This window comes from Butyricimonas paravirosa (assembly GCF_032878955.1).
Classification (GTDB): Bacteria; Bacteroidota; Bacteroidia; order Bacteroidales; family Marinifilaceae; genus Butyricimonas; species Butyricimonas paravirosa.
In genome coordinates this window covers 5,190,464-5,215,202 of the sequence record NZ_CP043839.1, presented here as the reverse complement: position 1 = coordinate 5,215,202, position 24,739 = coordinate 5,190,464, and the positions used below count along the sequence as shown (strand labels likewise).

General features: G+C 43.4%; 26 protein-coding genes and 1 pseudogene. 6 read left to right on the top strand and 21 right to left on the bottom strand.

The window, feature by feature from the left end; translation table 11 throughout:
- Positions 1-4: 4 nt before the first annotated feature.
- From F1644_RS20915 to F1644_RS20845, 15 genes are all read right to left on the bottom strand, one after another.
- Complete coding sequence (locus F1644_RS20915; RefSeq protein ID WP_027202957.1) at positions 5-553, bottom strand: F0F1 ATP synthase subunit delta; 549 nt, start codon at positions 551-553, stop codon at positions 5-7.
- 11 nt (positions 554-564) lie between these two features.
- The gene (gene atpF, locus F1644_RS20910) at positions 565-1,062 is read right to left on the bottom strand and encodes a F0F1 ATP synthase subunit B (RefSeq protein WP_027202958.1); all 498 of its coding nucleotides are present in this window, start codon (positions 1,060-1,062) and stop codon (positions 565-567) included.
- A 9-nt stretch (positions 1,063-1,071) separates the two neighbouring features.
- Positions 1,072-1,329: an ATP synthase F0 subunit C gene (gene atpE / locus F1644_RS20905; protein ID WP_027202959.1), complete on the bottom strand. Its 258-nt coding sequence runs from the start codon at positions 1,327-1,329 to the stop codon at positions 1,072-1,074.
- A gap of 67 nt (positions 1,330-1,396) precedes the next feature.
- A complete protein-coding gene (atpB, locus tag F1644_RS20900) occupies positions 1,397-2,530 on the bottom strand; it encodes a F0F1 ATP synthase subunit A (RefSeq protein ID WP_168044368.1) in 1,134 nt (377 codons plus the stop codon).
- 7 nt (positions 2,531-2,537) lie between these two features.
- Positions 2,538-2,771, bottom strand: a complete 234-nt coding sequence (gene atpC, locus F1644_RS20895) for an ATP synthase F1 subunit epsilon (RefSeq protein WP_027202961.1) — start codon at positions 2,769-2,771, stop codon at positions 2,538-2,540.
- Positions 2,772-2,913: 142 nt separating this feature from the next.
- Complete coding sequence (gene atpD / locus F1644_RS20890; RefSeq protein ID WP_087419819.1) at positions 2,914-4,425, bottom strand: F0F1 ATP synthase subunit beta; 1,512 nt, start codon at positions 4,423-4,425, stop codon at positions 2,914-2,916.
- A 136-nt stretch (positions 4,426-4,561) separates the two neighbouring features.
- Positions 4,562-4,954, bottom strand: coding sequence for a hypothetical protein (locus F1644_RS20885; protein WP_087419818.1), 393 nt, complete (start codon positions 4,952-4,954; stop codon positions 4,562-4,564).
- Between the two features lie 157 nt (positions 4,955-5,111).
- The gene (locus F1644_RS20880; RefSeq protein WP_118305081.1) at positions 5,112-6,767 is read right to left on the bottom strand and encodes a tetratricopeptide repeat protein; all 1,656 of its coding nucleotides are present in this window, start codon (positions 6,765-6,767) and stop codon (positions 5,112-5,114) included.
- A gap of 18 nt (positions 6,768-6,785) precedes the next feature.
- On the bottom strand, positions 6,786-7,724 hold the full coding sequence (locus F1644_RS20875) for a PstS family phosphate ABC transporter substrate-binding protein (RefSeq protein WP_168044366.1): 939 nt from the start codon (positions 7,722-7,724) through the stop codon (positions 6,786-6,788).
- Positions 7,725-7,834: 110 nt separating this feature from the next.
- The gene (locus F1644_RS20870) at positions 7,835-8,659 is read right to left on the bottom strand and encodes an energy transducer TonB (protein WP_087419816.1); all 825 of its coding nucleotides are present in this window, start codon (positions 8,657-8,659) and stop codon (positions 7,835-7,837) included.
- Between the two features lie 4 nt (positions 8,660-8,663).
- The gene (locus tag F1644_RS20865; RefSeq protein ID WP_027202967.1) at positions 8,664-9,335 is read right to left on the bottom strand and encodes an ExbD/TolR family protein; all 672 of its coding nucleotides are present in this window, start codon (positions 9,333-9,335) and stop codon (positions 8,664-8,666) included.
- 30 nt (positions 9,336-9,365) lie between these two features.
- The gene (locus F1644_RS20860; protein WP_027202968.1) at positions 9,366-9,968 is read right to left on the bottom strand and encodes an ExbD/TolR family protein; all 603 of its coding nucleotides are present in this window, start codon (positions 9,966-9,968) and stop codon (positions 9,366-9,368) included.
- Positions 9,969-9,992: 24 nt separating this feature from the next.
- Positions 9,993-10,808, bottom strand: a complete 816-nt coding sequence (locus F1644_RS20855) for a MotA/TolQ/ExbB proton channel family protein (protein WP_027202969.1) — start codon at positions 10,806-10,808, stop codon at positions 9,993-9,995.
- Positions 10,809-10,841: 33 nt separating this feature from the next.
- Positions 10,842-10,967, bottom strand: coding sequence for a hypothetical protein (locus F1644_RS20850; RefSeq protein ID WP_255378860.1), 126 nt, complete (start codon positions 10,965-10,967; stop codon positions 10,842-10,844).
- A 215-nt stretch (positions 10,968-11,182) separates the two neighbouring features.
- The gene (locus tag F1644_RS20845) at positions 11,183-11,575 is read right to left on the bottom strand and encodes a hypothetical protein (RefSeq protein ID WP_118305082.1); all 393 of its coding nucleotides are present in this window, start codon (positions 11,573-11,575) and stop codon (positions 11,183-11,185) included.
- A gap of 214 nt (positions 11,576-11,789) precedes the next feature.
- Here F1644_RS20845 and F1644_RS20840 point away from each other — a divergent pair, with 214 nt between their 5' ends.
- On the top strand, positions 11,790-13,142 hold the full coding sequence (locus F1644_RS20840; protein ID WP_158572033.1) for an MATE family efflux transporter: 1,353 nt from the start codon (positions 11,790-11,792) through the stop codon (positions 13,140-13,142).
- A gap of 226 nt (positions 13,143-13,368) precedes the next feature.
- On the top strand, positions 13,369-14,067 hold the full coding sequence (pgl, locus tag F1644_RS20835; RefSeq protein WP_118305084.1) for a 6-phosphogluconolactonase: 699 nt from the start codon (positions 13,369-13,371) through the stop codon (positions 14,065-14,067).
- A 44-nt stretch (positions 14,068-14,111) separates the two neighbouring features.
- On the opposite strand, the gene F1644_RS20830 is transcribed toward pgl, so the two are convergent.
- From F1644_RS20830 to F1644_RS20825, 3 genes and pseudogenes are all read right to left on the bottom strand, one after another.
- Positions 14,112-14,453 (bottom strand): RNA recognition motif domain-containing protein, encoded by a 342-nt coding sequence (locus F1644_RS20830; RefSeq protein WP_027202973.1) that lies wholly within the window; start codon positions 14,451-14,453, stop codon positions 14,112-14,114.
- A gap of 51 nt (positions 14,454-14,504) precedes the next feature.
- A pseudogene (locus tag F1644_RS22765) lies at positions 14,505-14,585 on the bottom strand (hypothetical protein); the annotation flags it as partial.
- 99 nt (positions 14,586-14,684) lie between these two features.
- Complete coding sequence (locus F1644_RS20825; RefSeq protein WP_087419812.1) at positions 14,685-14,867, bottom strand: hypothetical protein; 183 nt, start codon at positions 14,865-14,867, stop codon at positions 14,685-14,687.
- 360 nt (positions 14,868-15,227) lie between these two features.
- Here F1644_RS20825 and F1644_RS20820 point away from each other — a divergent pair, with 360 nt between their 5' ends.
- Positions 15,228-16,547 carry an MATE family efflux transporter gene (locus F1644_RS20820; RefSeq protein ID WP_118305086.1) on the top strand — a complete coding sequence of 440 codons (1,320 nt, stop codon included), beginning with the start codon at positions 15,228-15,230 and terminating at the stop codon, positions 16,545-16,547.
- A 31-nt stretch (positions 16,548-16,578) separates the two neighbouring features.
- Here the strand turns inward: F1644_RS20820 and F1644_RS20815 are convergent, their stop codons facing one another.
- The 3 genes from F1644_RS20815 to F1644_RS20805 all read right to left on the bottom strand — a co-directional run bounded on the left by F1644_RS20815 (position 16,579) and on the right by F1644_RS20805 (position 19,839).
- Positions 16,579-17,556, bottom strand: a complete 978-nt coding sequence (locus F1644_RS20815) for a hypothetical protein (RefSeq protein WP_087419810.1) — start codon at positions 17,554-17,556, stop codon at positions 16,579-16,581.
- Between the two features lie 580 nt (positions 17,557-18,136).
- Positions 18,137-19,111 carry an alpha/beta hydrolase gene (locus F1644_RS20810; protein WP_229782450.1) on the bottom strand — a complete coding sequence of 325 codons (975 nt, stop codon included), beginning with the start codon at positions 19,109-19,111 and terminating at the stop codon, positions 18,137-18,139.
- Positions 19,112-19,227: 116 nt separating this feature from the next.
- Positions 19,228-19,839, bottom strand: coding sequence for a TetR/AcrR family transcriptional regulator (locus F1644_RS20805; protein ID WP_087419807.1), 612 nt, complete (start codon positions 19,837-19,839; stop codon positions 19,228-19,230).
- 376 nt (positions 19,840-20,215) lie between these two features.
- Between F1644_RS20805 and F1644_RS20800 the strand changes: the two genes are divergently transcribed.
- The 3 genes from F1644_RS20800 to F1644_RS20790 are packed head-to-tail and all read left to right on the top strand — an operon-like array spanning position 20,216 to position 24,363.
- Positions 20,216-20,851, top strand: a complete 636-nt coding sequence (locus tag F1644_RS20800) for a class I SAM-dependent methyltransferase (protein WP_118305089.1) — start codon at positions 20,216-20,218, stop codon at positions 20,849-20,851.
- 10 nt (positions 20,852-20,861) lie between these two features.
- Positions 20,862-22,634 carry an ABC transporter ATP-binding protein gene (locus F1644_RS20795; RefSeq protein WP_087419805.1) on the top strand — a complete coding sequence of 591 codons (1,773 nt, stop codon included), beginning with the start codon at positions 20,862-20,864 and terminating at the stop codon, positions 22,632-22,634.
- Complete coding sequence (locus tag F1644_RS20790; protein WP_118305090.1) at positions 22,627-24,363, top strand: ABC transporter ATP-binding protein; 1,737 nt, start codon at positions 22,627-22,629, stop codon at positions 24,361-24,363. Before F1644_RS20795 ends, F1644_RS20790 begins: the two co-directional genes overlap by 8 nt.
- The last annotated feature ends 376 nt before the right edge of the window (positions 24,364-24,739 follow it).

Sequence of the window (24,739 nt, the reverse complement as noted above, 5' to 3'; positions counted from 1 at the left end):
GGATTCATTTATAATCTAAAAATCCAAACTGGAGACTCATCTCCTTCAGCTCTTTCATCAGTGAGGCATCTAGTTGCCGGGATCCAATCTGTAATATAAAACCTCCGATAATCGAGGGATCAACCTTATGGACAAACTCTATTGTCTTATCAGTATGACGCCGCACGAACTCTTTGATCTTATCCATCGTCTCGTCCGACAACTCCATCGCCGTGATGATCTTCACCCGGATAATCCCGTTTGCAGCCCGGTAAATCTTCTGAAACATCAGGCAAATTGACCTGACATACATTTCCCGGTGGTTTCTTATCAACAAACGAATACCCTTGATGTATGCCTCTCCCGGTTCTATCCCGATAGCCGTGGAGAGCAGCATTTCCTTATCCTCGGGTGATAACAACGGATTTAACAAAGCTTTCTGCAAGTCGGGATGAGCGATATAATTTTTCTCGAATAATTTCATCTTCTCATACACTGCATCAGCAGCATTTAACTCCTGCGCGTATCGAAACACGGCCTTTGCATACCTTCGAGCAATCAATCCTTCGTCCATACTCTCCTCCTTTACTCTTTATTCTCAAGCTCGTTCAACAACTTACCGATCAGTTCCATCTGGTTCTTATCGGTAGCCAAGTCCTTACGCATCACTTTCTCTGCAACTTGCAAAGACAAAGATGCCACTTGTTTACGCAATTGTAATTCTGCTTCCCGTTTTGCCTGTTCTATCGACAAGTTGGCAGCTTCCCTCACTTGTTTTGCCTCGTTTTCTGCCGCTTTTCGGGCTTCCGCTATCATCTCCCGTTTCAGCCGTTCTGTCTGCTGCAATACCTCTAATTGTTGCTTACGGGCTTCCGTCAACAAATCTTTGGCATCCTCTTGCGCCTTTTCGCGATCTCTTTTAGCCTCCCGGGCATACTCTACGCCTTTATCAATAAAATCAGCCCGCTCGTCCATCATCCGGACAATAGCCGGCCAGGCGTATTTTGCCAGAATGCCGAAAAGAATCAAAAAGACAACCAGCATCCAAAACACTAATCCGAATTCCGGTGTAAATAATGACATAGCTTCTTTTTATACAAACAATGCTAATAAACAAACGATAATTGCGAAAAGAGCAACACCCTCGATCAAAGCCGCAATCACGATCATATTGGTTCTGATATTGTTAGTCTCTTCCGGCTGACGGGCAATAGCATCCATCGCCGAAGAACCGATCTTACCGATACCAATACCTGCAGCAATAGCTGCCAAACCAGCTCCAACACATGCACCTATCTTAGCCAGACTTAACCCGGCTGCTGCTACTTCCAATAAAATCAAACTTTCCATAACCTTATTTATTAATTTTAGATTTAATGATTTTAGATTTTAAATTCAAACTTTTAGATTTAAGTTTTTAGCTTTTAACTTTCCTCACTCTCGCCAACCCGATAAAGATTGTTGAAAGCAACATAAACACGTATGCTTGAATAAACCCGATCAACACGTGAATCAAGTTCATAAACACGGCAAACAATACTGAAAATACAGCTGTAACACCCAATACCACCTGTCCCATCACACTAAATAAAAAGATTAACGAAATCAGCACCAACACAATCAAGTGTCCTCCCAACATATTAGCGAAAAGACGAATCATCAAGGCCACCGGTTTCGTGAACACTCCGAATATCTCGATAACAGGCAATAAGGGTACCGGACATTTCAATCCCATAGGTACATCCGGCCAAAATATCTCTTTCCAGTACTCTTTCGTCCCGGAAACATTAATCACCACGAAGGTACACAATGCCAAGACTAGCGTAATTGACATATTTCCCATCACGTTCGCCCCACCTGGGAATACAGCTATCAACCCCATCATATTGGATACGAATATAAAAAAGAACAATGTCAACAGATAGGGTGCATATCGCTTAGATTCCTTTCCTAGCACACTGACAATAACTTCTTTATATAACATTTCGACGATCATTTCCAGACCACCCATTCCCTTACGCGGGGCCTTAAACTTTTTCCTTTTATAAAATCGAACTAACGAGAACACGATCAACATCGTGATCAGCCCGCTAATCATCACGGAAAAAGCGTTTTTGGTGATAGAAAAATCATAAGGACGATATTCGTTTCCGGTAGCATCTACCCCCACGATCTTCCCTTCATAAGCTCCTTCCCCGGCAATATGAAATCCTTTATATGTTTTCCCGTCTGCTAAACGTGAAGAACTGAAAAAATACCATTCCCCTCCATTATCCCGAACAATCACGGGCAGAGGTATGGTTACCTTTCCGATAATCGTCCATCCATACTCGTCCCCCAAATGCTCGAAAATAGTCCTTTTAGGGTCAAAAGCCTTATCCTCCCGTTCCTCCTGCTGCATCACGGAATCCACCCGCACGGCAAGCTCGTCCTCGACCTGTTGCGATTCTTCTCCGCTAACACCCGTTGCGGCCAGTCCAACCGCACCCGCAGTCAGTGTTCCGATCAATAGAATAAATGTCAACAATATATATTTCAAATCATTCTTCATAGGTGCATCAATTTATACAAACCACCACATTATTGTCCCGAACTTCCACAACACCCCCGCAAATCTGTACACTCTTTTCCTCTTCAACCCCTTTATAGATAATTTCTCCCGGAGTCAATGTAGATACTAACGGCGCATGATTTTCCAACACGGTAAACTGCCCCACCGTACCAGGCAATTTCACCATTTGCACCTCACCTTTATAAATCACTTTCTCCGGAGATACTATTCTTAAAATCATGACCTTAATTATTTTAGATTTTAAACTTTAGATTTTAGATCCTATCGATTAAGTGATTTAATGATTTTCGATTAAGTGATTTTAATCATCGAATCGGCAATCACGGAATCTTTTTCATTCTAAACTCTAAATTTTACATTCTCTAATTTCTTTTCTTCGCTTGTTCAATCATCTCTTTCCCTTTCTTGATCACATCATCAATGGTTCCGGTATTCATAAATGCCTGCTCCGGATATTCATCCATATCCCCATCGAGAATCATCTTGAAACCGCGAATCGTTTCTTCCAATGGAACCATAACCCCGGGAATTCCGGTGAACTGTTCTGCCACGTGGAAAGGTTGCGATAAGAAACGTTGCGCCCGACGAGCCCGTGCCACCACGATTTTATCCGAATCAGATAATTCATCAACACCCAAAATTGCAATAATATCCTGCAACTCGTTGTAATGCTGCAATAATTCGACCACTCTTTGCGCGGTTTGATAATGTTCTTCTCCAACAATTGCCGGATCAAGAATACGCGAAGAAGATTCCAATGGATCTACCGCCGGATAAATACCCAATTCGGTGATCTTACGACTCAACACCGTCGTGGCGTCCAAGAAGCTGAACGTTGTGGCCGGTGCGGGATCTGTCAAGTCATCTGCCGGAACATAAATGGCCTGAATAGAAGTAATTGAACCATTCTTCGTAGAAGTAATACGTTCTTGTAACTTACCCATCTCCGATGCCAATGTCGGCTGATAACCCACTGCTGACGGCATACGTCCCAACAGGGCCGAAACCTCCGACCCGGCTTGCGTGAAACGGAAAATATTATCAATAAAGAACAAAATTTCTTTTCCACCAGCATTCGAATCCCGAAACATTTCCGCAACCGTCAACCCGGACAAAGCCACTCGTAAACGAGCCCCGGGAGGTTCATTCATCTGTCCGAAAACCAATGTTGCCTGCGACTGGCTCACCTTCTCCATGTCCACGCTCTCCAAATCCCACTTCCCCTTTGCCATCTCCTCCTTAAACTTGTCACCATAGTTGATAACCCCCGATTCTATCATCTCCCGCAACAAATCGTTCCCTTCCCGGGTACGTTCTCCAACCCCGGCAAACACAGAATATCCATTATGTCCTTTAGCAATATTATTAATCATCTCCATGATTAACACAGTTTTACCAACTCCGGCACCCCCGAACAGACCGATCTTTCCTCCTTTAGAATAAGGTTCCAACAGATCGATCACCTTAATTCCCGTAAGCAGCAATTCCTCCTTAATAGACAAATCTTCAAATTTCGGTGCCTCTCGATGTATAGAACTCGTTTCTTTGTAATCCAATGGGGCTAGGTAGTCGATAGCATCACCTGTCACGTTCAACAAACGTCCCTTTATCTGGTCCCCCATGGGCATCGTCAAGGTCCGTCCTAAATCCAAAACCTTCATACCGCGATATAAACCGTCGGTTGTATCCATTGCTACACAACGCACTGTATCTTCTCCCACGTGTTGTTCCACCTCGACAATCAACTTCGAGCCATTCTCCCTCTCAATCTCCAGAGCCTCGTAAATAGGAGGTAAGTCAACCCCTCCACCTTCAAAAATGACGTCCACAACAGGACCAATCACTTGTGTCACGTATCCGACTTTCTGTGTCATAATATATGATTTAAACGTTCTTTAAATACTAACTTATAACTTTAACGTATATTCACTCGGAATAGTTTCCACCCAGCCATATTATATTCAGGCCATGTACTGAATTCCAATAATACGTTTATATGATTATTACAAATTAAATAATCATTTTATTCATCCAGTAAATATAAAATCCCTGGATATGTTTCATAGACAAGTAATCAAAGATTTCATCACGCCACGCGTCATGACTATTCTTTCCATCAATACCTTGTTTAAGAATCTCTTTCGCAGAACTCACCCGTTTGTCTTTTTGAATTTCTACATCCTCGGGTAAATCCACAATATCCGTCAACATAAATGACTTCTCCAGAAAATCATACACGTCCGTCAGATCAATTGCCGAAAAAGTAGCTGTAATCTCTGAACTATTCATCGATTCCCCGGTGGTCTCCACTCTTCTTTCTCTTGGCATGTCCTCCGGCATAGCCTGCCCTCCAAAACAAACCATCAAAAGTAAAATTGGTATCGCCCGCAAAATCCACTTCATAATTCAATCTATTTAAATATTCAATAAACAACTCTTCCGCTATAAAGCAATTTCCGTACCAAAACTTAATCTTTTACGAATACTAAATTTTCATTTTATTAAAATTGGGGATATTCTAATACAAGAATACCCCCACAATCGACACACTTTTACCGATTCACAGCTTAATACTCTCAAGAGCTTTCAGTGCCACCTCATCCTTGGCATCCAACGTTAATACTTTAGAGAAAAATGACTTTGCCTCCCCGTATTCTCCTTTTGCCGGATCAGGATTCCCATTATTTTTTGTGGTAATAGCATCAGCAATCACGTAATGATAATATCCCAAGTATTTATAACTTTCTATCAGTTCCCGTTTATAACGTTCCGGTTGTACTGATCCTATTTCTATCACTTTCTCATAATATGGTTTTGCCAACCCCTTCGTTGTTTCCGGATCAAGCATGGAATTTACCCGGGCCCGCCAAAAATAACTCACGTAACTATTAGGAACTTGGATACTTAACTCTTTGAATAAAGTATCTGCTTTTATCAGCTCTTCCTTTTGCAATTCCGGCACCGAATCCTGGCAAGCCAGATTATAGTAACATTTCCCCAGTTTCAACAAATCTTCCGCGGCCGGTTCCTCCACAAAATCAAAATATTGCTGATAATAGACCACGGCCGAATCCAAATCTCTATTTTTCACGAAAAGATCCGCAATATCTTTCAATAACTCCTGACGCTTGCAATCCGCATTCAATGCCTTTTTATAATAAGTAATTGCCTCATTATACTCTTTTTTCACGGTCAACTGTTCCGCGTAACAAAGATAATCCTGACAAATCTGACTCTCTTCAGGAGTAGATTCTATAAAATGCTTTATAGCCTCCAGACATTTTTCCCCATTCTCCCGTTTAGAAAGGCAATAAGCATATAAACGTTTTGCCACCAAATCTTCCGGCTTTTCTTTCAACACGGATTGAAGTACAGGCAACATCTTTTCATACTGTTTATCGAAATACAATATACCGGCATACCGCAACAAATGATCCTGATCATAATACCCTGACTGAATAAATTTAGAATAATTATCTGCAGCAGCCTTACTATCTCCGGCCATTTCATACAGTTCCCCTAATATACAATAGATACCACAAAATTCCGGGGATTCTTCCCGGGCCTTATCCAACTTTTCCAACGATAAGGAACGATTGGCCGACATGTACAAGCGAGCCTGTTTTAAGTATGCTCCCACACAATCCGGACTAAAATAAGCGGCCATTTCGTATTTGGCACAAGCCTCCCCAACTTTCCCCTGTGCAGCCAGAATATCTCCTTCCACCAAGTACGGCAACCCACTTTTAGCATCCAACTCTCTCGCCTGATTCACGTGTTCCATTGCTTTTGTCATATTACCTGCATACAAATATGCCCTGGCTATTGCCAACTGTACGCCGGCATCTTTCTTGTCTTTTTTGCTTGTAAACACCTCTTTGAACAACTCTTCACCGTCCACATCTTTCCCCAATTTCAACCCAACTACCCCGATCCGGTTGTAAGAATAGTCAGGCATAAACTCTATCCCTTTCTGGTAGTATATCCCGGCAGAATCACGAAGTCCCAACACCAGATAACATTCTCCCAGATAGTAACAGGTTTCTGCTTGCAAAACACCCTCTCGTTGTTGCTTCAAATTATCGAGGAAAAAAGCCTTGGCAGCCCCGATCATTCCCGATTCATAAAGATCTATTCCGACCTTATTGTCTGCTGCCTTCACGCTCGTCGCTGCCAGCAAGCAAAATAATCCGCATATAATTAATTTCGTTTTCATGATCTTATAAATTATTCATTAAAGTTGGTCCCTCACGTTCACGATATTCACGGGCATCGTGGCAGGTAACAATCCGGCTTTCAATATGATTCGCTGTCCTCTTGCTCCTGCAAAAAAGGAGGTTAACCCGGTTGGAAGCGCGCTCCGGGGATCATTCAGTAAAATGTATATATCACGAGATAATGGATATTGCCCCGTGTAGAGGTAATACTGGTAAGGCTGGTAACTATTCCCGTAAGTAGGTAACTCCGCACGACTGATCCGTGCCACCTGTATTTCTTTTCGAAAATCCCGGCATAAAGAATCCTGTTCGTCACTAATCCAATTGACCCCGATTACCCCCATAGCACCGGGAGTTCGAGTAACATACTCGATGACATCCCGATTCGTTCCGGCGGCATGACATCGATCAGACAAGTTACCCCGCCCGCATATCGAATCCAGCACGTAACGTACTGTGCTGGAATTCCGGTGGTCAAACACGACTTGTATTTCTCCCAATTTCGAGTCCGCCGACAATTGGTTCCAACGTGTTATCTCACCGGAAAATATTTTCTTTAAAGTACTCACGTTAAATATCGAATCGGCATTTTGCCTGTTTACAATCAAAGCAACACCATCAGTAGCTATCTTGATGGACTCCGGAAAAAACTTATTGCTGTGGAATGACTCTAATTCGTCCCCCGATAAAGGGCGTGTGGCCAACACCCAGCGCACGCTGTCGCATAACAACAGGGTTATTGCATCCACTTCACTCGTATATATCGGGACGATACCTGTCTGATTATATTGCGCTTCAAAAACTGCAATCTCTTCCTCGGCCAAGGGAGACAGCGTTTCGTCGACTGCAACTCGAATTACCCCGCTAAACAAGGTATCTTGTACTCCTGAAGTTTTCCCTTTACAAGCCACAAGGGAGATCAGGCATAACAGCCAAAAGCCGATTCGAATATTCATACCTTTTTAATTTTAGATTTACGATTTTAGATTTAGTAATTTTCACTCGCTATCCAACGCTTTCTTTTAATCACCTAATCGGCAATCACTAAATCACAGAATCATTTCTTTTATTGTTGTAATTTAAACGTGATCGGTAAAGTGAACCGCACGGAAACCGGTTCACCCCGCTGTCTTCCGGGAATCCATTTACGCATGGCCTTTACCACGCGAACGGCTTCTTTATCCAGCGTCGGGTCGACCGTACGCAACACTTGTACATCACGTACCGACCCGTCCCGTCCGATCACGAATTGTACGATTACTCTTCCCTCTATATTCATTTCTTGGGCAATAGAAGGATACTTGATCTCTTTACCGATCCATTTCATCAAGGCAGCCATACCTCCCGGATATTCGGGAGCTTGTTCCACCACTTGAAAGACCTCATCTTCACTTGCCACGATCAATTTATGGTCTTCCAGATCAGCAATATCCTTACCGTTTTCCTCGTCATTACCCTTCACGTCCGCCACGGAAATCGCCGCTTTCGCCTGGTTCACCTCATCCTGTGTTTTAATCTCGTCTTCCTCACGAACCTCTTCATCTTTCTTAATCACGGGAGCCGTGAACTTAATCGTTGTCTTCAACGTCGGTGGCGGCGGAACATTCACCGCCACGATCTTGTTCTCTTCCTTCACCTCCGGCAAATCCATCTTCAAATCAGACAATTCCGTCACCGTAACCATCTTTTCCTGCGCCTTAACGGGTGTCAGGAAACGAACAAAAGCCGGAAGAACCATTGCCAGAACCACACAACCTATAATCACGACATAGGCCGTCAAGTGACGCCGGGGAGAGTGTTTACGCAACTCGTAAGCCCCATAATCCTTATTCTTTCCTTCGAATATCAGATCACACCACTCTACCGAATTTACATTTATATCCTTTGCCATGGTCTTATTGTTTTAACTCCCGGTACTCGATGACTTCTTTCAAATCATCGGCATACCCGTCGTGTGTCTTATCCTGTAACAATCGCAAATCCCCCGGAGTTATATCCATGATCGCGTACCGTCCGATATTACATATCTGCATCTCATCGAGCACATCAATCAAATTTTTGTAATTCGCAAAATCGGTAGCCTTGATCAATATAACGGGAGAATCCTTATCTTTTCTGATCTCGGCAGCCTCTTTCAGGTATTCCTCGTTCGAGATCTCCAAGTTTGCTTTCTTTTGTTTCAACTCCCGGATCTTCTGCATCACCACCTGATTACGTCCTAACAAGATTGCACGCAAACCGTTCGGGGAAAAATCGGTTTCCTGCACCATATCGGGATTCTCGTAGTCCGGCTCTCCCATATAATAGTACACTCTCCCCTCCTTACCCAACAAAATAGTCATTGCCTTGGAAGCCTTCACCTTGTTCTGCTCCTGCTCATTCAACAAATCTTTCCTCGGCATACTGATTTCCATTGTCTGGGGTTTACTCATGGACGTGCAGAGCATAAAGAAAGTAATCAACAACATATTCATATCCACCATAGGCGTAAAATCCACCCGGATACTGAATTTCTTCTGTTTCCCTTTCTTGCGTTCCCCGCTATCCTTTTGTTGTATTTCTGCCATAATAAATAAATTACAAGTTATAAGGTTCTATCATACCTCCGGCATATTACGCAACGAAGTAATCAAGTTATAACGATTCTCTCGCAGATCCTGCAACGTTGCCATAATATCCTTAATCAACGGGTAAGGAGTTTTCTGATCCGCCTTGATAGCGATCACCAAGTCCTTGTTCACCTCCCGGGCAAATTGCATCCACGATTTAAACTGGTTATTCGTGCTATCACAAGGAATTCCATAATTCATGATCACTTTATCCTGTTCTTCCGATGATAATGCCAAGAATTGTTTCATTCCCTGAATAGGCACCCCGAATGAATTACACAGACTGAATTTTTTCAATTCCTGATCCGAAAATTCAATCTGATAACTCTCTCCCATCTTTTTCAACACCTCGATACGATCCTGTGGTTTATCCAGTCCCATGAACACCTTTCCCGTTGGCTCGACTAAAATAGAGACGATATTTGATTCGGGAATCTTGATCTCGGAAACCGACTGCGGCGGGTTCACCTGCACCGGTTCTTTCTGGATAAACGTGGAAGTCAGCATGAAAAACGTCAACAACAGTACCGTCACGTCGCTCATGGCCGTCATGTCGATGAACGTTGATTTCTTTTTAATTTTCTGACTCATAACGTATATATTAACAAGTGTATACTAGCGTTGTTTAATCGTGAAACTCTGTACCAAGTAAGCCCCGATCTCGTCAATACTATGCGTGATCCCGTCTATCTTACTAGTGAAGAAATTGTAAGCAATCACAGCACACGCCCCGGTTGCAATACCGAAAGCCGTGTTCACAAGAGCCTCCGAAATACCGGTAGAAAGGGCAATAGAATCCGTTCCCCCGGCAGAAGATAATGCCGCGAAAGACTTGATCATCCCGATTACAGTTCCGAGCAATCCCATCAACGTCCCTAAAGTCGTGATCGTGGCTATTACCCCCAGATTCTGTTCCATCGTAGGCAACTCAAGCATGGTAGCCTCTTCCAGATCTTTCCGTACTGCCAACTGTTTCTCTTCTTTCGACAACGTGTCACAAACTGACACCTGTGAATAAGTAGAAAGCGATGCTTTAATCACGTTTGCCACGGTTCCTTTCTGTTCGTCACAAGCTTGGCGAACAGCCTCAATATTCCCCTCCTCAAGATCACTCTTCACCTTCGTCACGAATTGTTGCAAATTCTTCTTTCCTTTTGCTCTTTTTAAGGCAATCAACCGCTCCACGCTTAAAGTCAATACCGTAAATAACAAGGTCTGGATAACCGGAACGATGATCCCCCCTTTATAAATCGTACCTAGCAAATTTCCCTGAATAGGATGATTATTCGGGTCATTATTAATAAAATTAGCCGGATTACCATACACGAAATGATAAATAACCATTGCCAGTATAAAACACAGAATGATTATCGGAAATGCAGAAATACCTAAACTTCTTCTTGTTCCTTGTTTTGTTGCTGTCTTTTTCATAGGAGTATTTTTTATATTTTAAACGCTTTAATATTATAATGCCACGTATAATGCCAAGAAAACCAAACCAAATATGACTAACATGATCACAATCGGGTACAATGTCTGAAATAATGCCGAGTTGGTAAAACCCTTGGCATTTTCTTTACTATTCTCCATAGGTCTACTATTATTATTCGTTTATGAATAAATTCAATTTTATAATACACTGAAAAATAAGGATATAATTCGTCCGTCCGTATCCGAAGAAAGATACCATAATTACATTAGTCACCTCTATACCAGCATGTCATATCAAAACACGCTTTCAATGAGCGAGTACAACTCACCGGTATCACCATTCGTGACACTGGACAAAACGGACCTAGGAATAGCTAAATAATGATTTTACACAAATCGAACACGTAGAAACCTTGAAGATGTCGAAGTCCCAGCAAATCGGAAAAATACCCGTAAGTCTTTTCTTCCATCATCCGGAATTCACTTCTACGTGACGCAAGTTCTGTTTTCCGATAGAACGAGAGGGAGAATTGTTCCCGACTTCCATTATTAACAATCTGCCGACTTGAAAACTCTAAAGTTCGTTCAAAAACTCCATGCTGATCAAACGGGGTAGTGGAAACCTGGAATTCTTCCGACGCTTTTTCTATGTTCTCCTTATCAGAAACAGGAATATTCCCCTTGGAACCTTCACTTCCAAAGAGATTTACCCCGATGACCAAAAAGAGGAGTAACAACGAAAAATATCGAAATATCAATCCTTTCATTTCTCTCTATTTACGAAACCAAAAATACACATATTTTCCAATTCTCGCAATTTTTTGACTTAATATATAGTTAAATTTCTCAAATTTTTGCGTTTCATTTATTCATTATACGGAAACGATGATTAATCTAGTTTCATTTCCCGCAAAAAGATTTCAACATTTTTATTTGTGACAATAAATGTACATCTTTGTCCCCGTTTTTAAAATTCAAGTCATGAGAATTAACTCACTGTATTACAAACAGAACATCAACATAGCCTTCCCGATCATGTTATCATTAGCCGGTCAGGCGATCGTACAAATGGCTGATAACATCATGGTAGGACAACTCGGAGCCCCGGAATTGGCAGCCGTGTCATTAGCGGGAGCAATTATCATGAACACGATGGTTGTCGGCATGGGTATTGCCACCGGCCTAACCCCACTTGTGGGCCAAGCTCATGCGCTTGATGATAAAGAACGTATAGCCGGATTTTTCCAAAATTCACTTCTACTGAACACAACCGTGTCACTCGTACTCACCCTTTTCTTGTTCATGCTCATGCCCTACCTTTCCATGATGGGACAACCCGCAGAAGTTGTAGAATTATGCAAAGGATATTATATCCTGACCTCATTCTCGGTCATCCCGTTCATCCTGTTCATGACATTTAAACAATACATGGAAGGAATTGGAAACACGAAGGTAGCCATGGTGATCACGATTTCATGCAATTTGATGAATATTTTCCTGAACTACATATTTATATATGGTAAATTCGGTGCGCCATTTCTTGGGGTAGCGGGTGCGGGACTAGCGACATTAATCTCCCGCCTGATGATGCCTATTGCTTTTTTTCTTTACATCCATCGTTCCCAAATATACAGTCCCGTATTTCGTTTTTTTCAATTTAGCAACACGAGCCGTCGGAAAATCAAACAACTATTACAAGTCGGCTACCCCATAGCCGGACAAATGGTCGTGGAATTTCTATCCCTCAGCCTCATCACCGTAATGATGGGATGGTTAGGCACCATTGCCCTTGCGGCAAATCAAATTGTCATGTCCATGATTTCACTTACATTCATGATCTCCAGCGGAATCGCCGGAGCCTCTACCATACTCGTCAGTCATGAATTCGGGCGGGGAAATATCGGGAAAATGCGTCGTTACGCCCATGCTTCTCTCCGCCTTGCCGTTATTTTCATGGCCGGAGCAGCCGTGATCTACGCCCTTTTCGGGGCCCCCATCGCATCCATTTTCACCCCTGATCCCGACGTGATAAAAGTGGCTCGCAACCTATTCTTCGTGGTTGCCGTGTTTGAAATCTTCGATGGATTACAAGTAACCGCACTCGGAGCCTTACGAGGCATCACTGACGTGCAGCGCCCCATGATCTATGCTCTCGTCTCCTATCTATTTGTCGCCGTACCGCTAGCATATATTGCCGGAATCCTGCTCGACTTCGGGGCTCCCGGACTACTCTCCGGATTCTGTGGCGGCCTCATGTTCGCTGCCACCCTCTTCATCCGTAGATTCAATAAATCTGTGAAAAACATTCGCCTGCGGCGAGTTACAAACTTATAGATTTTAGATTAAAAGATTAAGTGATTGCCGATTGAATGATTCTGTGATTCTATAACCACCTAATCGGCAATCACGAAATCACAGAATAAGCGCTTGCCTCGTGCGGTTGGAATCTAAAATTTAAAATCTAAAATCAGTAAGGGTTTTTAACTTTTTTTCTTGTTTATATCATGAATAAACCGTAACTTGCATCGTATAAACAGGTACGAATTAGATCCATACAATCATGAAAATAGAAGTATATAAAACTGCCGAAGAAACATTGCGTTCAATGACCGAAACTTTGATAACGGTGATTAAAAAAAGCAAATCGAAACCTTTTCATATCGCCCTGTCCGGAGGTTCCACGGCGCAACAACTTTTCAAATTATGGGTAAAAGAATACCGGAATAATATCCCTTGGGACATTCTTCGCTTTTACTGGGTAGACGAACGATGCGTGTCGCCGGAAGACGACGAGAGCAATTTCAAACATGCCGAACGCCTTCTTTTCATGCCTCTGGATATTCCTCAAAATCACATTCATCGCATTTGGGGAGAACAAGAACCTAAAGTTGAAGCTGAACGATATTCGGAAATGGTAAAATGGGAACTCCCCGGCTACTCGAATATGCCCCGTTTCGACTGCACGATACTGGGCATTGGGGCTGATGGACACGTGGCCTCCATATTCAGTGATTCGATGAATCTACTGACCGACCAACGAATTTATGCGGTTTCACACCACCCGAAGACCGGACAACAAAGAATTACAATGACAGGGACCGTAATTTTAAAAAGTTCGGCTATATTAATCCCCGTCATCGGATCTGATAAACAAGAAATCATGGAACATCTCGTGCAGAAACAAGGAGTATACCCGGCGTCCTATATCTTCTCTCATGCATCAACAGCAACCCTCTTCACAGATCGGGTTACAGAATAAAAAAAGGTGGTTAAAAAACCACCTTTTCTTATATCCAAAATATTTTAGAATCTTTTCTCGAAACTACGGCCACCACCGTTACTGCGACGATCACGACCGCCACCATTACGGTTAAAACCGCCACGACCACCGGCCGGACGATCGGTTCTCGGTTTTGCAACGTTCACGTTGATAACCTTACCATCGTACTCAGCTTGATTCAATTCATCAATAGCTTTTTGCCCTTGCGTGTCGTCAGACATTTCCACGAAACCGAAACCTCTTGATCTTCCGGTTTCTCTATCCATGATAACTTTTGCTGAAGAAACTTCACCGTACTCTTCGAATAATTCTCTTAAGTCACTATCATTCACGTCGTAACTTAAATTTGAAATGTAAATGTTCATTAATACAAACTTTAAAATTAATAATTTAAATACTTGAGGTTGGATCTTGTCTAGAAAAGTCTGCTTAACGATACATTTAAAATACGATGAAGGCAAACGCTCTGTAGCGATCAAATCAAAACTCAAAATCACGACAAATCTACGATAATATTTTTAATAAACAAACAATCCGGGCCGTAAAAATAACACGAGGGTAATAAAAACATATTACCCTCGAAAATAAGCACTAAATCAGTGACATATCCTTCTTCTAGGATGTCTTTTAGCCTCCCGTTCCTCGAATTCGGTCTTGTCAAATTGCTCTTGTTGCATCTGTTGTTCACCGACCCAACTTTTGTCTTGTTTTGAAGGAATATTCCGGGCGCGCCGGTCATCACTCGCCACTTTCTTCTTCTTTTCTTCACGTTCTTTCATAACCTTCTAATTTTTTTATTAATCCATGGGAGAAACTTCCCATCCTACCTATATTATACGTCCTCGAAAATAGAGGGTTACATACCGTATTCCCGATTCATCCTTGATATAAAAGTTTTACAAAAAAGAAGAATCTCACATCTTTTTTGTATGTTTGTATCGTTAACTCTATTATTCAACATGAAAGCACAACTCTGTATATAGCTACGCTCCTTGTATAGTATTCCGATTGCAGGCACAAGCCTGCCGGGGACAGAATATGTTTCCGGGAACAGAGTTTATACCCTTTTTTATTTACCGAACATAACAAGTGATCCACTCTTGTGGAAATAACTTGCTATGTGCTATTCAAGTTGAATAATGAATTTTACAAGCAAACAAATCTGGCTCATCAACTATCCAGTGATGATGAGCGTGTTAGTCGAACAATTAATAAATATCACGGATGCCATATTCCTCGGACATGTCGGAGAAACAGAACTAGGAGCCTCCGCCATAGCAGGAATGTACTACCTTTCCCTTTACATACTGGGATTCGGGTTCAGTCTCGGCTTGCAAGTAATGATAGCCCGCCGAAACGGTGAACAACGTCCTGCGGAAACGGGAAAAGTGTTCTTCCAAGGATTATTTTTTCTGACCACGCTCGCCGTCACGCTCTTCGGCCTGTCTAAAATATTCACTCCATTCATTCTACAACGATTACTGACTTCCCCGGAAATATACGAGGCTGTTATACAATATCTGGACTGGCGAACTTTCGGCCTGCTTTTCGCCTTTCCGATGCTGGCCTTCCGGGCATTTTTCGTGGGAATCACCAAAACCCGTATACTCACCGTCTCTGCCGTCACTCTAGCAAGTATGAACGTGTTACTGAACTATCTGCTGATTTTCGGTACCGGGAAGATTCCTGCCTTGGGCATATCAGGTGCCGCCATAGCATCCACGATCTCCGAACTGGGAGGATTACTCGTGCTGGTCAGCTATACTCGTTTCAAAATAGACAAACAACATTACGGTCTCTTCGCCATTTTTAACAAACGACTCATGGGACAACTTTTCCGCCTCTCCGTCTGGAGCATGATGCACTCCTTTATCAGTGTGGCACCCTGGTTCCTTTTCTTTATTCTCATCGAGCATCTCGGTACCACGCAACTAGCAATTGCCAATATCATCCGAAGTATATCCACGATCTTCTTCGTCATCGTGAGTTCCTTTTCCACCACCACGGGATCACTCGTCAGTAACTTGGCGGGAGCCGGGGAAAGAAAACAAATCATGCCCTTGTGTCGGAAAATCATTCGTCTCGGCTACATTCTTGGCACCCCGTTAATCGCGATTGCCCTGTTATTTCCCCACACGGTCATGGGCATTTACACCCCGGACAAGCAACTCGTGCAATTAGCTTTCTGGCCCTTTGTTGTTATGTTATCAAATTACATTCTCTCCCTTCCCGCACACGTATTCTGTAACGCAGTATCAGGAACAGGGGCTACCCGTGCTGCATTCATCTATCAATGTATCACGATCATCATATATCTTGTTTACCTCTCTTCTATCAACCGGATCGGAGAAGTCCCGCTAGCGGTGTACTGGACATCGGAACATCTTTACGTACTCCTTCTTTTTCTTTTTTCATGGTTTCACCTGAAAAGAACAAACGAAAAAATCGTGAAACTATAATAAGAAACGAACACGGTCATGAAAAACTTTTTCAGACCGCGTTCGTCATGTCCAGCACCAAACGGTGCTGGTCACTAAAGAAACGTACCCGTTCCTTCTCCCCGCTCACCGTAATCAGCGTGGACGAACGCTTTAACGAATTCATCCAGCTCTTCAACCGGTTGAACGTCTCCAAGTCAAAAGATGATATTACGTTCAATGTGAATGCCTTCAACATACTTAATTGATAATTCGGGCTACCCAGGTAACAGTAGCTAGTGTCAAGATTAATATTCGACAGATAAATATACATTTCGTTCCCCGTATCCTCATGCAATCCTTTCGCCGTGAAACGCTCCAACTTCTCCAGCAGCAAGATCAACTCTTCTTGCAACTCCTTCAACTCCTCGGGTGTAATCAAGTTAATACTGGCAAAGAACAACATATCCGTCACCAGATAATGAAACACCAGATGATCAAGAATATAAAAAGAGGATTTAACACACCGCATTCCATGTAAAAAGTCCTGTTGAATCCTAGCTAACCGATCGTTAATCACCACCTCACGAAAAGGTTTCACCGTATCCACGTTGCTATATTGATATAACCATTTAAATAAATAAAAACGTGTGATCCCGGGATAATAGTAGCAAAAAGACTTGGGAAGAGTGTTCGTCGAGAAACCGGCCTCCCAGTCCGGTTCATTCTCCGCACAAGCGAATATCTCGACGAAATCCTGCATCATCCGGAAATCCGCATCAAGCGGGTTCGCATACTCCACCAATTTCAATTGAAACGGACGACTCTTACATGTATCCGTTTCCGTCAGATTATCCAGAGAAATTCCCAACTCCTTGGTGATAGTCATAACCTCCATAAACGTGAACGGGACCTCGCCGCGCAACCGACGATAAACCGCTTCCCGTTCGATATACAACATATCAACCAAAGTATTTGTCAACTTAGCCCCTTGCGGTATTTTCTTTCGCAATTCCGCCAGGAAACTTTCATACAGTGAAACATCTTTCATACTTATACACTATTTTCATAAAGAACTCAAGTCAAAAGTATGGAAAATACTCCCAGATCCCCGAAACACAAGAAACATAATGCGACTATTTTTGACACGCACCTTCTCCATTTCCTCCCAATTCAAACATCCAACATTAGCACACCGTTCCTTCTTTTAAAAATAGCCATTTTTTCTCGCTCCTCTATTCTTCCCCACAACCAACAAGAACAAAAACAAGAACAATCTATTATTATTGTAAAACAACCAACATTCACATACAATTATAGGTTACTTGGATTAATAATAATCTTGTACCTTTACATCAACTTAATGAAACAATAATAAATAAATAAACTTAGAAATAACAGACATCGAGTAAAATCAGGTTCATTAAAACCATTTCTTTTTTTTTCATAATTCGTTAACTGTGGGATACGTCCCTTGTTTAACTAAAAAACAAAAGCTCGCAAACAGCTGACCGTGAGGGTCCCTAGAGCTATCGGGTCCGCGAAATCTTCAAAACAATAACCCAAATACACACACTATCAGGTCGCGGACCCTCTCTTTTTTAATCACACCATAAAACTTACCACGTGCTTTAACCCGGACAATTACGATCATTCGTCCCGTTCTGACGCACCAGCCAGTCAAACATGATCTGGTAGACCTTTCCCCGGACCTCCTTGCAGGATAGGACCAAATCGTGCAGACCACCCAAGACCGACACGATCTCCACCTGCCCCCGGATATTCCGTGCTACCTGCTGAATGTCTCTCACATTCAATATAGCATCGCGGGACTGCACTTGTTCCTCGTCCGAGAAACTCGAGACAGACCTCTCCGAATGTAAAACCAGCACGGGTTTTCGTACTTCAAAAGGCTGCCTCAACTCCCGTTGTGCTCTATGAATAGCCCGAACCCATCCCAAATTAATCCGGGGCGCAACATGCGGTTTCCAAGCCAAGTTATACTCCCACTCACCCCGACTCTCCCGGTGTAGGAATTTACCATATTGCTCCGTGAATCCTCCGGCAATCTTTATCCCCGGTAAAAAACCTCCCACGAACGAGGCAAACGGGATACACTTCTTCACAAACCAACTTTTATTAAAATCAAAGAAAGGACTGTTCAATATGATACCGTCAAAAAGAGAACTATCCCCGTGTTCTTTAGCGTAAAGCGTGGCAATCAACCCGCCCGTGGAATGTCCTAACAAAACGGTTATCCGGCTTCCCTCCTCCCGGATCATTTGCAAAGCGAGTGTGATCTCCTCGAAATAAGCCCGAATATCCCGGATGTCATTAAACTTTTGATGAGATAACCATGAACGCCCGTATTTTCGTAAATCCAGCGCATAAAAATGGAAACCCCGTTCATTCAAACGCCAAGCCATCTCCCGCTGGAAAAAATAATCATTAAAACCGTGAATATAAAGCACCGACCGACCGTTTCCCGTATCCGACAAACGGCGAACAAGCGTGGCAACCGCCGATCCCTCGTAATCATCCCGTAAAGAAAGTGTCGTTCGTTGAAACCCCTCTCCCAATATATCTTCCTCGTAAAAAGTGTCCATACACGTGCCTGTTTTTTGTTCTTCCGACCGGACAATCATCTACAAATATACCTTATGAACCCGGTCACTTTGCCATCGAAATTAAGTATAAATTTTCATACTTCTATAACATTCACCTATATTTTCAATATATCCCGCCACCCGGTAATCTCGAACTTAACGTACTCGGCCACGATTTGCTCAATTTCCTGATCCTCTATCTTATGCATGATAATTTCCTCGAACAAAGTAAACATCCACACGGAATGAAGATGGATAAAAAAATCGGAAACCGTCACGTTCAGAACGGGATACCTGTATTTCATTTCCGAAAACCACTCTTTCACCAACTCAGTGGAACGATCGGTAAAACTTTCCCGGAAATTCGCAAGGGATGATCCCTGAGCCCGGAACAACAACAAGATCATCAATTCCCGGTAGCGACGAATCAGCACGATATACTCGTCAACCGCCTCCCGAAGATAAACCTCGCTCAATATCTCCATCACATCAGCCCCGTAATGCCCGTGATGCTTTTCCAGCATCCGCTCAAAAGCATGGGTAACGGGATACACGATCGAGCAAAAAAGGTCATCCTTACCACTAAAATAATTATAAATATTTCCCAACCCGACTTGCGCCGTCTCGGCAATTTCACGCATGGACGTTTTCTGAAATCCTTTTCGTAGAAACAATTCTTCCGCGGACTTCAACAGCTCTCTTCTGATGTCATTCTTCAACTTTTGCATAGTTCGGTTCATTATTTAAATGTAAATAAACAAGTAATCACACATCCCGACAATCCCTAAAAATGATGATTTTACCCGTTCAGACTACTTGATATAGGGGGGCCCATATTTACTATGATTCAGAAATTTTCCATTAAAAATTCACTATTTTTAGGGATTGTCCCGTTCCTCCCGGAGTTGTAATTTTGTCTAAAATAAAATTCATATTACCACATGACGAAAAAAAAGACGAAAAGAAATGTTGACAAACAAAATATAACGCATCCCACAATCAAAATCACCCCACGGAGAGCTTGTAGAAATACAAGCTCTCTTTTTTTGAACGATTTTAAATATTGTTCTTTATTGAAAGACATCGAAAATTAATATAATAACCATGGAGAAGAAAGGATTTATCAACAAGTTTTTCCAAAACGCTGGAAAACCGGAAGGATTTCTCGGCAGAATGATATTAAGAGGTATGAACAAGGGACACGCCCCTCTGTCACGCTGGGCCAGATCCTGCCTAGTACGGCAACCGGAGCGGAACACTCTCGACATCGGCTGTGGCGGTGGGGCCAACTTATCGGAAATACTGAAACTATGCCCGCAAGGGAAAGTTCACGGCATCGACATCTCACAGGAAAGCGTGGCATTTGCCCGAAAGAAAAACATGAAACACCTTGGCACACGTTGTTTCGTGGATCAAGGGAGTGCCGACCGGCTCCCGTATGCAGACAATTCATTCGACGTTGTTACCGCTTTCGAAACAATCTACTTCTGGGGTGATCTTCACCGGGCATTTATTGAAGTGAAACGAGTGCTGAAAGACAACGGATTCTTTCTAATCTGTTGTGAGGCAAGTGACCCAACAAACGAAACCTGGACAAGCCGCATAGAAGGAATGGTAGTGCATCCAAGCAGCGAACTAAAATACATCCTTGCCCAATCCGGCTTTACCAATATCACCCTACACCGGAAGAACAAAGAAGATTTATGTATCGTGGCACAAAAGCAAAGTTCAAACAATTAAATAATATATCATGAATACATTAAAAAAACTTCAGCAGTACATGGGCAATCGAAAAGCACTTTTGCCCGTGTCCATGGCATTATCTGCCCTTAGTGCGCTGGCAGGTATGTTGCCGTACATACTGATCTGGTTTATTGTAAGAGAATTACTCGCCCCCGGCGAAACTATCGTTTCCGGCAATATAGAAACTTATGCGTGGTGGGCTGCCGGTCTAGCCGTGGGCAGCGTGATTCTTTACTTTGCGGCCCTGATGGCGTCACACCTGGCCGCATTCCGAGTTGAATCCAACCTGCGCCGTGAAGCCATGCGTAAAATCGTACAAATGCCCCTCGGCTTTTTCGATTACAACACCAGCGGGCGCATCCGTAAAATCATTGATGACAACGCGGGAATCACCCACAGTTTCCTGGCCCACCAAATGCCCGACCTGGCAGCCACGTTCCTCGTTCCACTCGTTGCGGCCATACTCATCTTTTCATTTGACTGGCGACTCGGCCTTGCCTGCATGGCTCCCGTCATTATATCCATGATCGTGATGGGATTCATGATGGGTACCAAAGGACGGCAATTCATGCAAAGCTACATGACCGCCCTCGAAGAAATGAACACGGAGGCCGTGGAATACGTGAGAGGAATTCCCGTGGTGAAAGTTTTCCAGCAAACCATCTACTCGTTCAAGAACTTTCACAAAAGCATCAAAAACTATAATAAAATGGTATTCGGCTACACTCGAATGTGGGAAAAGCCCATGTCATTCTACACCGTCATTATCAATGGTTTCGTGTTCTTTCTAGCCCCTCTGGCTATCCTGTTGATCGGGTACACGGGAAATCACGCCCCGGTGTTACTCAATTTTTTCCTGTTCGTCCTCATCACCCCAGTCTTCTCTCAAAGTATCATGAAAAGCATGTATTTAAACCAAGCCTTGGGACAAGCGAGTGAGGCTATCGGACGTCTCGAAGACCTAGTTTCTTACGAGAAACTCCCCGTTCCGTCCTCCCCGAAACCGTTAAAAGACTTCAGTATTCAATTTAATCAAGTATCATTCCACTACCCGGGAACGACACAAAAAGCAATCGACGGGATCAGTTTCAGAATTCCCCAGGGGAAAAGAGTTGCCCTCGTCGGAGCATCAGGCGGGGGAAAAACCACCCTGGCCCGACTCGTTCCCCGCTTTTGGGAAACCTCGGAAGGCCAAGTGATGGTGGGCAATATCAACGTGAAAGACATCGCCCCGAACGAATTGATGCAACATATATCATTTGTATTCCAGAACACGAAATTATTCAAAACGACCCTACTTGAAAACATTAAATACGGCAATCCCACGGCCACGCAGCCCGAAGTCGAGAAAGCCGTGGACATGGCCCAATGCCGGGAAATCATCGATAAACTTCCCCTTGGACTGAACACGAAAATAGGCTCGGAAGGGACATACCTTTCCGGGGGCGAACAACAACGTATCATACTAGCCCGTGCTTTCTTGAAAAACGCTCCCATTATCGTACTCGACGAGGCAACCGCTTTTGCCGATCCGGAAAACGAACACTTAATACAACAAGCCCTGAAAGAACTGACCAAAGGAAAAACCGTGCTGATGATCGCTCACCGTTTGTCGAGTGTAACCGATGCCGACAATATCCTGGTCATAGATAAAGGAAAAGTAGCAGAACAGGGAACACACACCGAATTAATCCAACAACAAGGGATTTACAATCATATGTGGAACGAATACCAGCAATCCGTTCGCTGGACTATTGGAAAGGAGATCACTCATGCTTAACACGATAAAAAAACGTTTCGCCCTTTCAACACAAGGAGCGAAAGACTTCTGTAAAGGAACATTTTTCACCGTCCTGCTTGACATCGCACTGATGCTGCCGGCCGTTTTCGTATTCCTGTTTCTCGAAGACTATCTTTGCCCGGTATTTACCCCATCAGCATCCGAGACACACGGTATTCTCTATTATAGCCTACTAGGGCTTGCCTTCATGATCGTCATGTACATCATCGCCGTTTTACAGTATCGTTCCACCTACACCACGGTGTACGACGAAAGTGCCAACCGACGGATCTCACTGGCTGAAAAACTGCGTAAACTACCCTTGTCATTCTTCGGGGAGAAAAACCTTTCCGACTTGACCGCCACGATCATGGACGACTGCACGGATTTGGAACACACGTTCTCTCATGCCGTTCCCCAACTATTTGCCTCTCTCATCAGCCTGTTACTGATCGCTATCGGAATGGCCTTCTACAACTGGCAATTAACCCTCTCCCTATTCTGGGTAGTCCCGCTGGCTATGGCTATTATTCTCTTCTCGAAAAAAGCAATCCTCAAAAGTAACGAAACCAATTATCTGAAAAAACGGGCCGTAACCGAACATATACAGGAAGGACTGGACACGATTCAAGAGATTAAGTCCTACAATCAAGAGTGTGATTACTTGAAAAAACTGGACGTAAGAATCGACACCTATGAAAAGATGCTGACTCGCAATGAATTGACCCTCGGCATCCTAGTAAACGGTTCCCAAAGCATCTTGAAACTCGGACTGGCAAGCGTGATAATCGTGGGAGCCAACATGCTGGCAAACGGCAGTGTAGACCTGTTCACCTACTTGATATTCATGGTGATCGGTTCACGGATTTACAACCCGTTAAATGAAGTCATGAACAATCTCGCTGCCTTGTTCTATCTGGATGTCCGTATCAACCGGATGAATGAAATGGAATCACTCCCGATCCAACAAGGAAACACGAACTTTAAACCTGAAAATTTCAATATAGAATTCCAAGAAGTTGACTTCTCGTATGAACAAGGGAAACCCATACTAAATAAAGTTTCTTTCACGGCAAGACAAGGAGAAAAGACCGCCTTGGTTGGCCCATCCGGTAGCGGCAAAAGCACCGCAGCCAAACTGGCTGCCCGCTTCTGGGATATACAATCGGGAAAAATAACCCTCGGCGGACAGGACATCAGTCGTATCGATCCGGAAACCTTGCTGAAAAATTACTCTGTCGTATTCCAAGACGTGGTTCTTTTCAACGCCTCCATCATGGACAACATCCGTATTGGAAAACGGGATGCTAGTGACGAGGAAGTACTACGCGTCGCACGGCTTGCCCAATGTGATGAATTCGTCAGCAAAATGCCCCAAGGCTACCAGACCATTATCGGGGAAAACGGGGAAACCCTGTCCGGTGGAGAACGCCAGCGTATCTCTATCGCCCGCGCCCTGCTGAAAGACGCCCCGATCGTCCTGCTTGACGAGGCAACCGCCTCCCTCGACGTGGAAAATGAAACCAAAATTCAAGCCGGAATATCCGAACTCGTTCGGGACAAAACGGTACTGATCATCGCCCACCGGATGCGTACCGTGGCTAATGCCGACAAAATAATCGTGCTGAAAGATGGTCAGGTAGTGGAAAGCGGATCAGCAGAATACTTGAAAAAACAAAAAGGAATATTCGCGAAGATGATTGAAAGACAGATTACGAGCATAAATTAATCCAACTTCGTGTTCCCTTTCGAGAGCAAGACAATCCCTCACCAGGGAACACGAAGTTCCTCAATCATATCTTTACAAAACCATCCACACACATCAATAATCCTCCTCGTTCACTTCCCGCTGACTTATTCACGAGGTTCCGCTAAGAATAATAAACGCCTCCTCTCCCCCTACCTCTCTATTTCTTTATCATCCGAGCAAATTTATTCATATAACAACACCCTATGGAGAATACAGAAAAGATTAGGTAACCTACAAGTAAGCTTAGTTTAGAGAATAACTATCGCTTCACCACGTTCCCCTCCGCATCAAAATAAATATTATGGTGACGTTTATACCCGAATGAATTTTTCCCGACACCACCAAACCTAACTTA

Coding starts and splice junctions, on each gene's coding strand:
- F1644_RS20840 (WP_158572033.1), top strand. CDS start 11,790: ATGAGAATTAACTCACTGTATTACAAACAGAACATCAACATAGCCTTC.
- F1644_RS20800 (WP_118305089.1), top strand. CDS start 20,216: ATGGAGAAGAAAGGATTTATCAACAAGTTTTTCCAAAACGCTGGAAAA.
- F1644_RS20870 (WP_087419816.1), bottom strand. CDS start 8,659: ATGGCAAAGGATATAAATGTAAATTCGGTAGAGTGGTGTGATCTGATA.
- F1644_RS20795 (WP_087419805.1), top strand. CDS start 20,862: ATGAATACATTAAAAAAACTTCAGCAGTACATGGGCAATCGAAAAGCA.
- atpB (WP_168044368.1), bottom strand. CDS start 2,530: ATGAAGAATGATTTGAAATATATATTGTTGACATTTATTCTATTGATC.
- pgl (WP_118305084.1), top strand. CDS start 13,369: ATGAAAATAGAAGTATATAAAACTGCCGAAGAAACATTGCGTTCAATG.
- F1644_RS20860 (WP_027202968.1), bottom strand. CDS start 9,968: ATGAGTCAGAAAATTAAAAAGAAATCAACGTTCATCGACATGACGGCC.
- F1644_RS20855 (WP_027202969.1), bottom strand. CDS start 10,808: ATGAAAAAGACAGCAACAAAACAAGGAACAAGAAGAAGTTTAGGTATT.
- F1644_RS20880 (WP_118305081.1), bottom strand. CDS start 6,767: ATGAAAACGAAATTAATTATATGCGGATTATTTTGCTTGCTGGCAGCG.
- F1644_RS20790 (WP_118305090.1), top strand. CDS start 22,627: ATGCTTAACACGATAAAAAAACGTTTCGCCCTTTCAACACAAGGAGCG.
- atpC (WP_027202961.1), bottom strand. CDS start 2,771: ATGATTTTAAGAATAGTATCTCCGGAGAAAGTGATTTATAAAGGTGAG.
- F1644_RS20850 (WP_255378860.1), bottom strand. CDS start 10,967: ATGGAGAATAGTAAAGAAAATGCCAAGGGTTTTACCAACTCGGCATTA.
- atpD (WP_087419819.1), bottom strand. CDS start 4,425: ATGACACAGAAAGTCGGATACGTGACACAAGTGATTGGTCCTGTTGTG.
- F1644_RS20820 (WP_118305086.1), top strand. CDS start 15,228: ATGAATTTTACAAGCAAACAAATCTGGCTCATCAACTATCCAGTGATG.
- atpE (WP_027202959.1), bottom strand. CDS start 1,329: ATGGAAAGTTTGATTTTATTGGAAGTAGCAGCAGCCGGGTTAAGTCTG.
- F1644_RS20865 (WP_027202967.1), bottom strand. CDS start 9,335: ATGGCAGAAATACAACAAAAGGATAGCGGGGAACGCAAGAAAGGGAAA.
- F1644_RS20875 (WP_168044366.1), bottom strand. CDS start 7,724: ATGAATATTCGAATCGGCTTTTGGCTGTTATGCCTGATCTCCCTTGTG.
- F1644_RS20885 (WP_087419818.1), bottom strand. CDS start 4,954: ATGAAGTGGATTTTGCGGGCGATACCAATTTTACTTTTGATGGTTTGT.
- F1644_RS20830 (WP_027202973.1), bottom strand. CDS start 14,453: ATGAACATTTACATTTCAAATTTAAGTTACGACGTGAATGATAGTGAC.
- F1644_RS20915 (WP_027202957.1), bottom strand. CDS start 553: ATGGACGAAGGATTGATTGCTCGAAGGTATGCAAAGGCCGTGTTTCGA.
- F1644_RS20805 (WP_087419807.1), bottom strand. CDS start 19,839: ATGCAAAAGTTGAAGAATGACATCAGAAGAGAGCTGTTGAAGTCCGCG.
- atpF (WP_027202958.1), bottom strand. CDS start 1,062: ATGTCATTATTTACACCGGAATTCGGATTAGTGTTTTGGATGCTGGTT.
- F1644_RS20815 (WP_087419810.1), bottom strand. CDS start 17,556: ATGAAAGATGTTTCACTGTATGAAAGTTTCCTGGCGGAATTGCGAAAG.
- F1644_RS20810 (WP_229782450.1), bottom strand. CDS start 19,111: ATGGACACTTTTTACGAGGAAGATATATTGGGAGAGGGGTTTCAACGA.
- F1644_RS20825 (WP_087419812.1), bottom strand. CDS start 14,867: ATGAAAGAACGTGAAGAAAAGAAGAAGAAAGTGGCGAGTGATGACCGG.
- F1644_RS20845 (WP_118305082.1), bottom strand. CDS start 11,575: ATGAAAGGATTGATATTTCGATATTTTTCGTTGTTACTCCTCTTTTTG.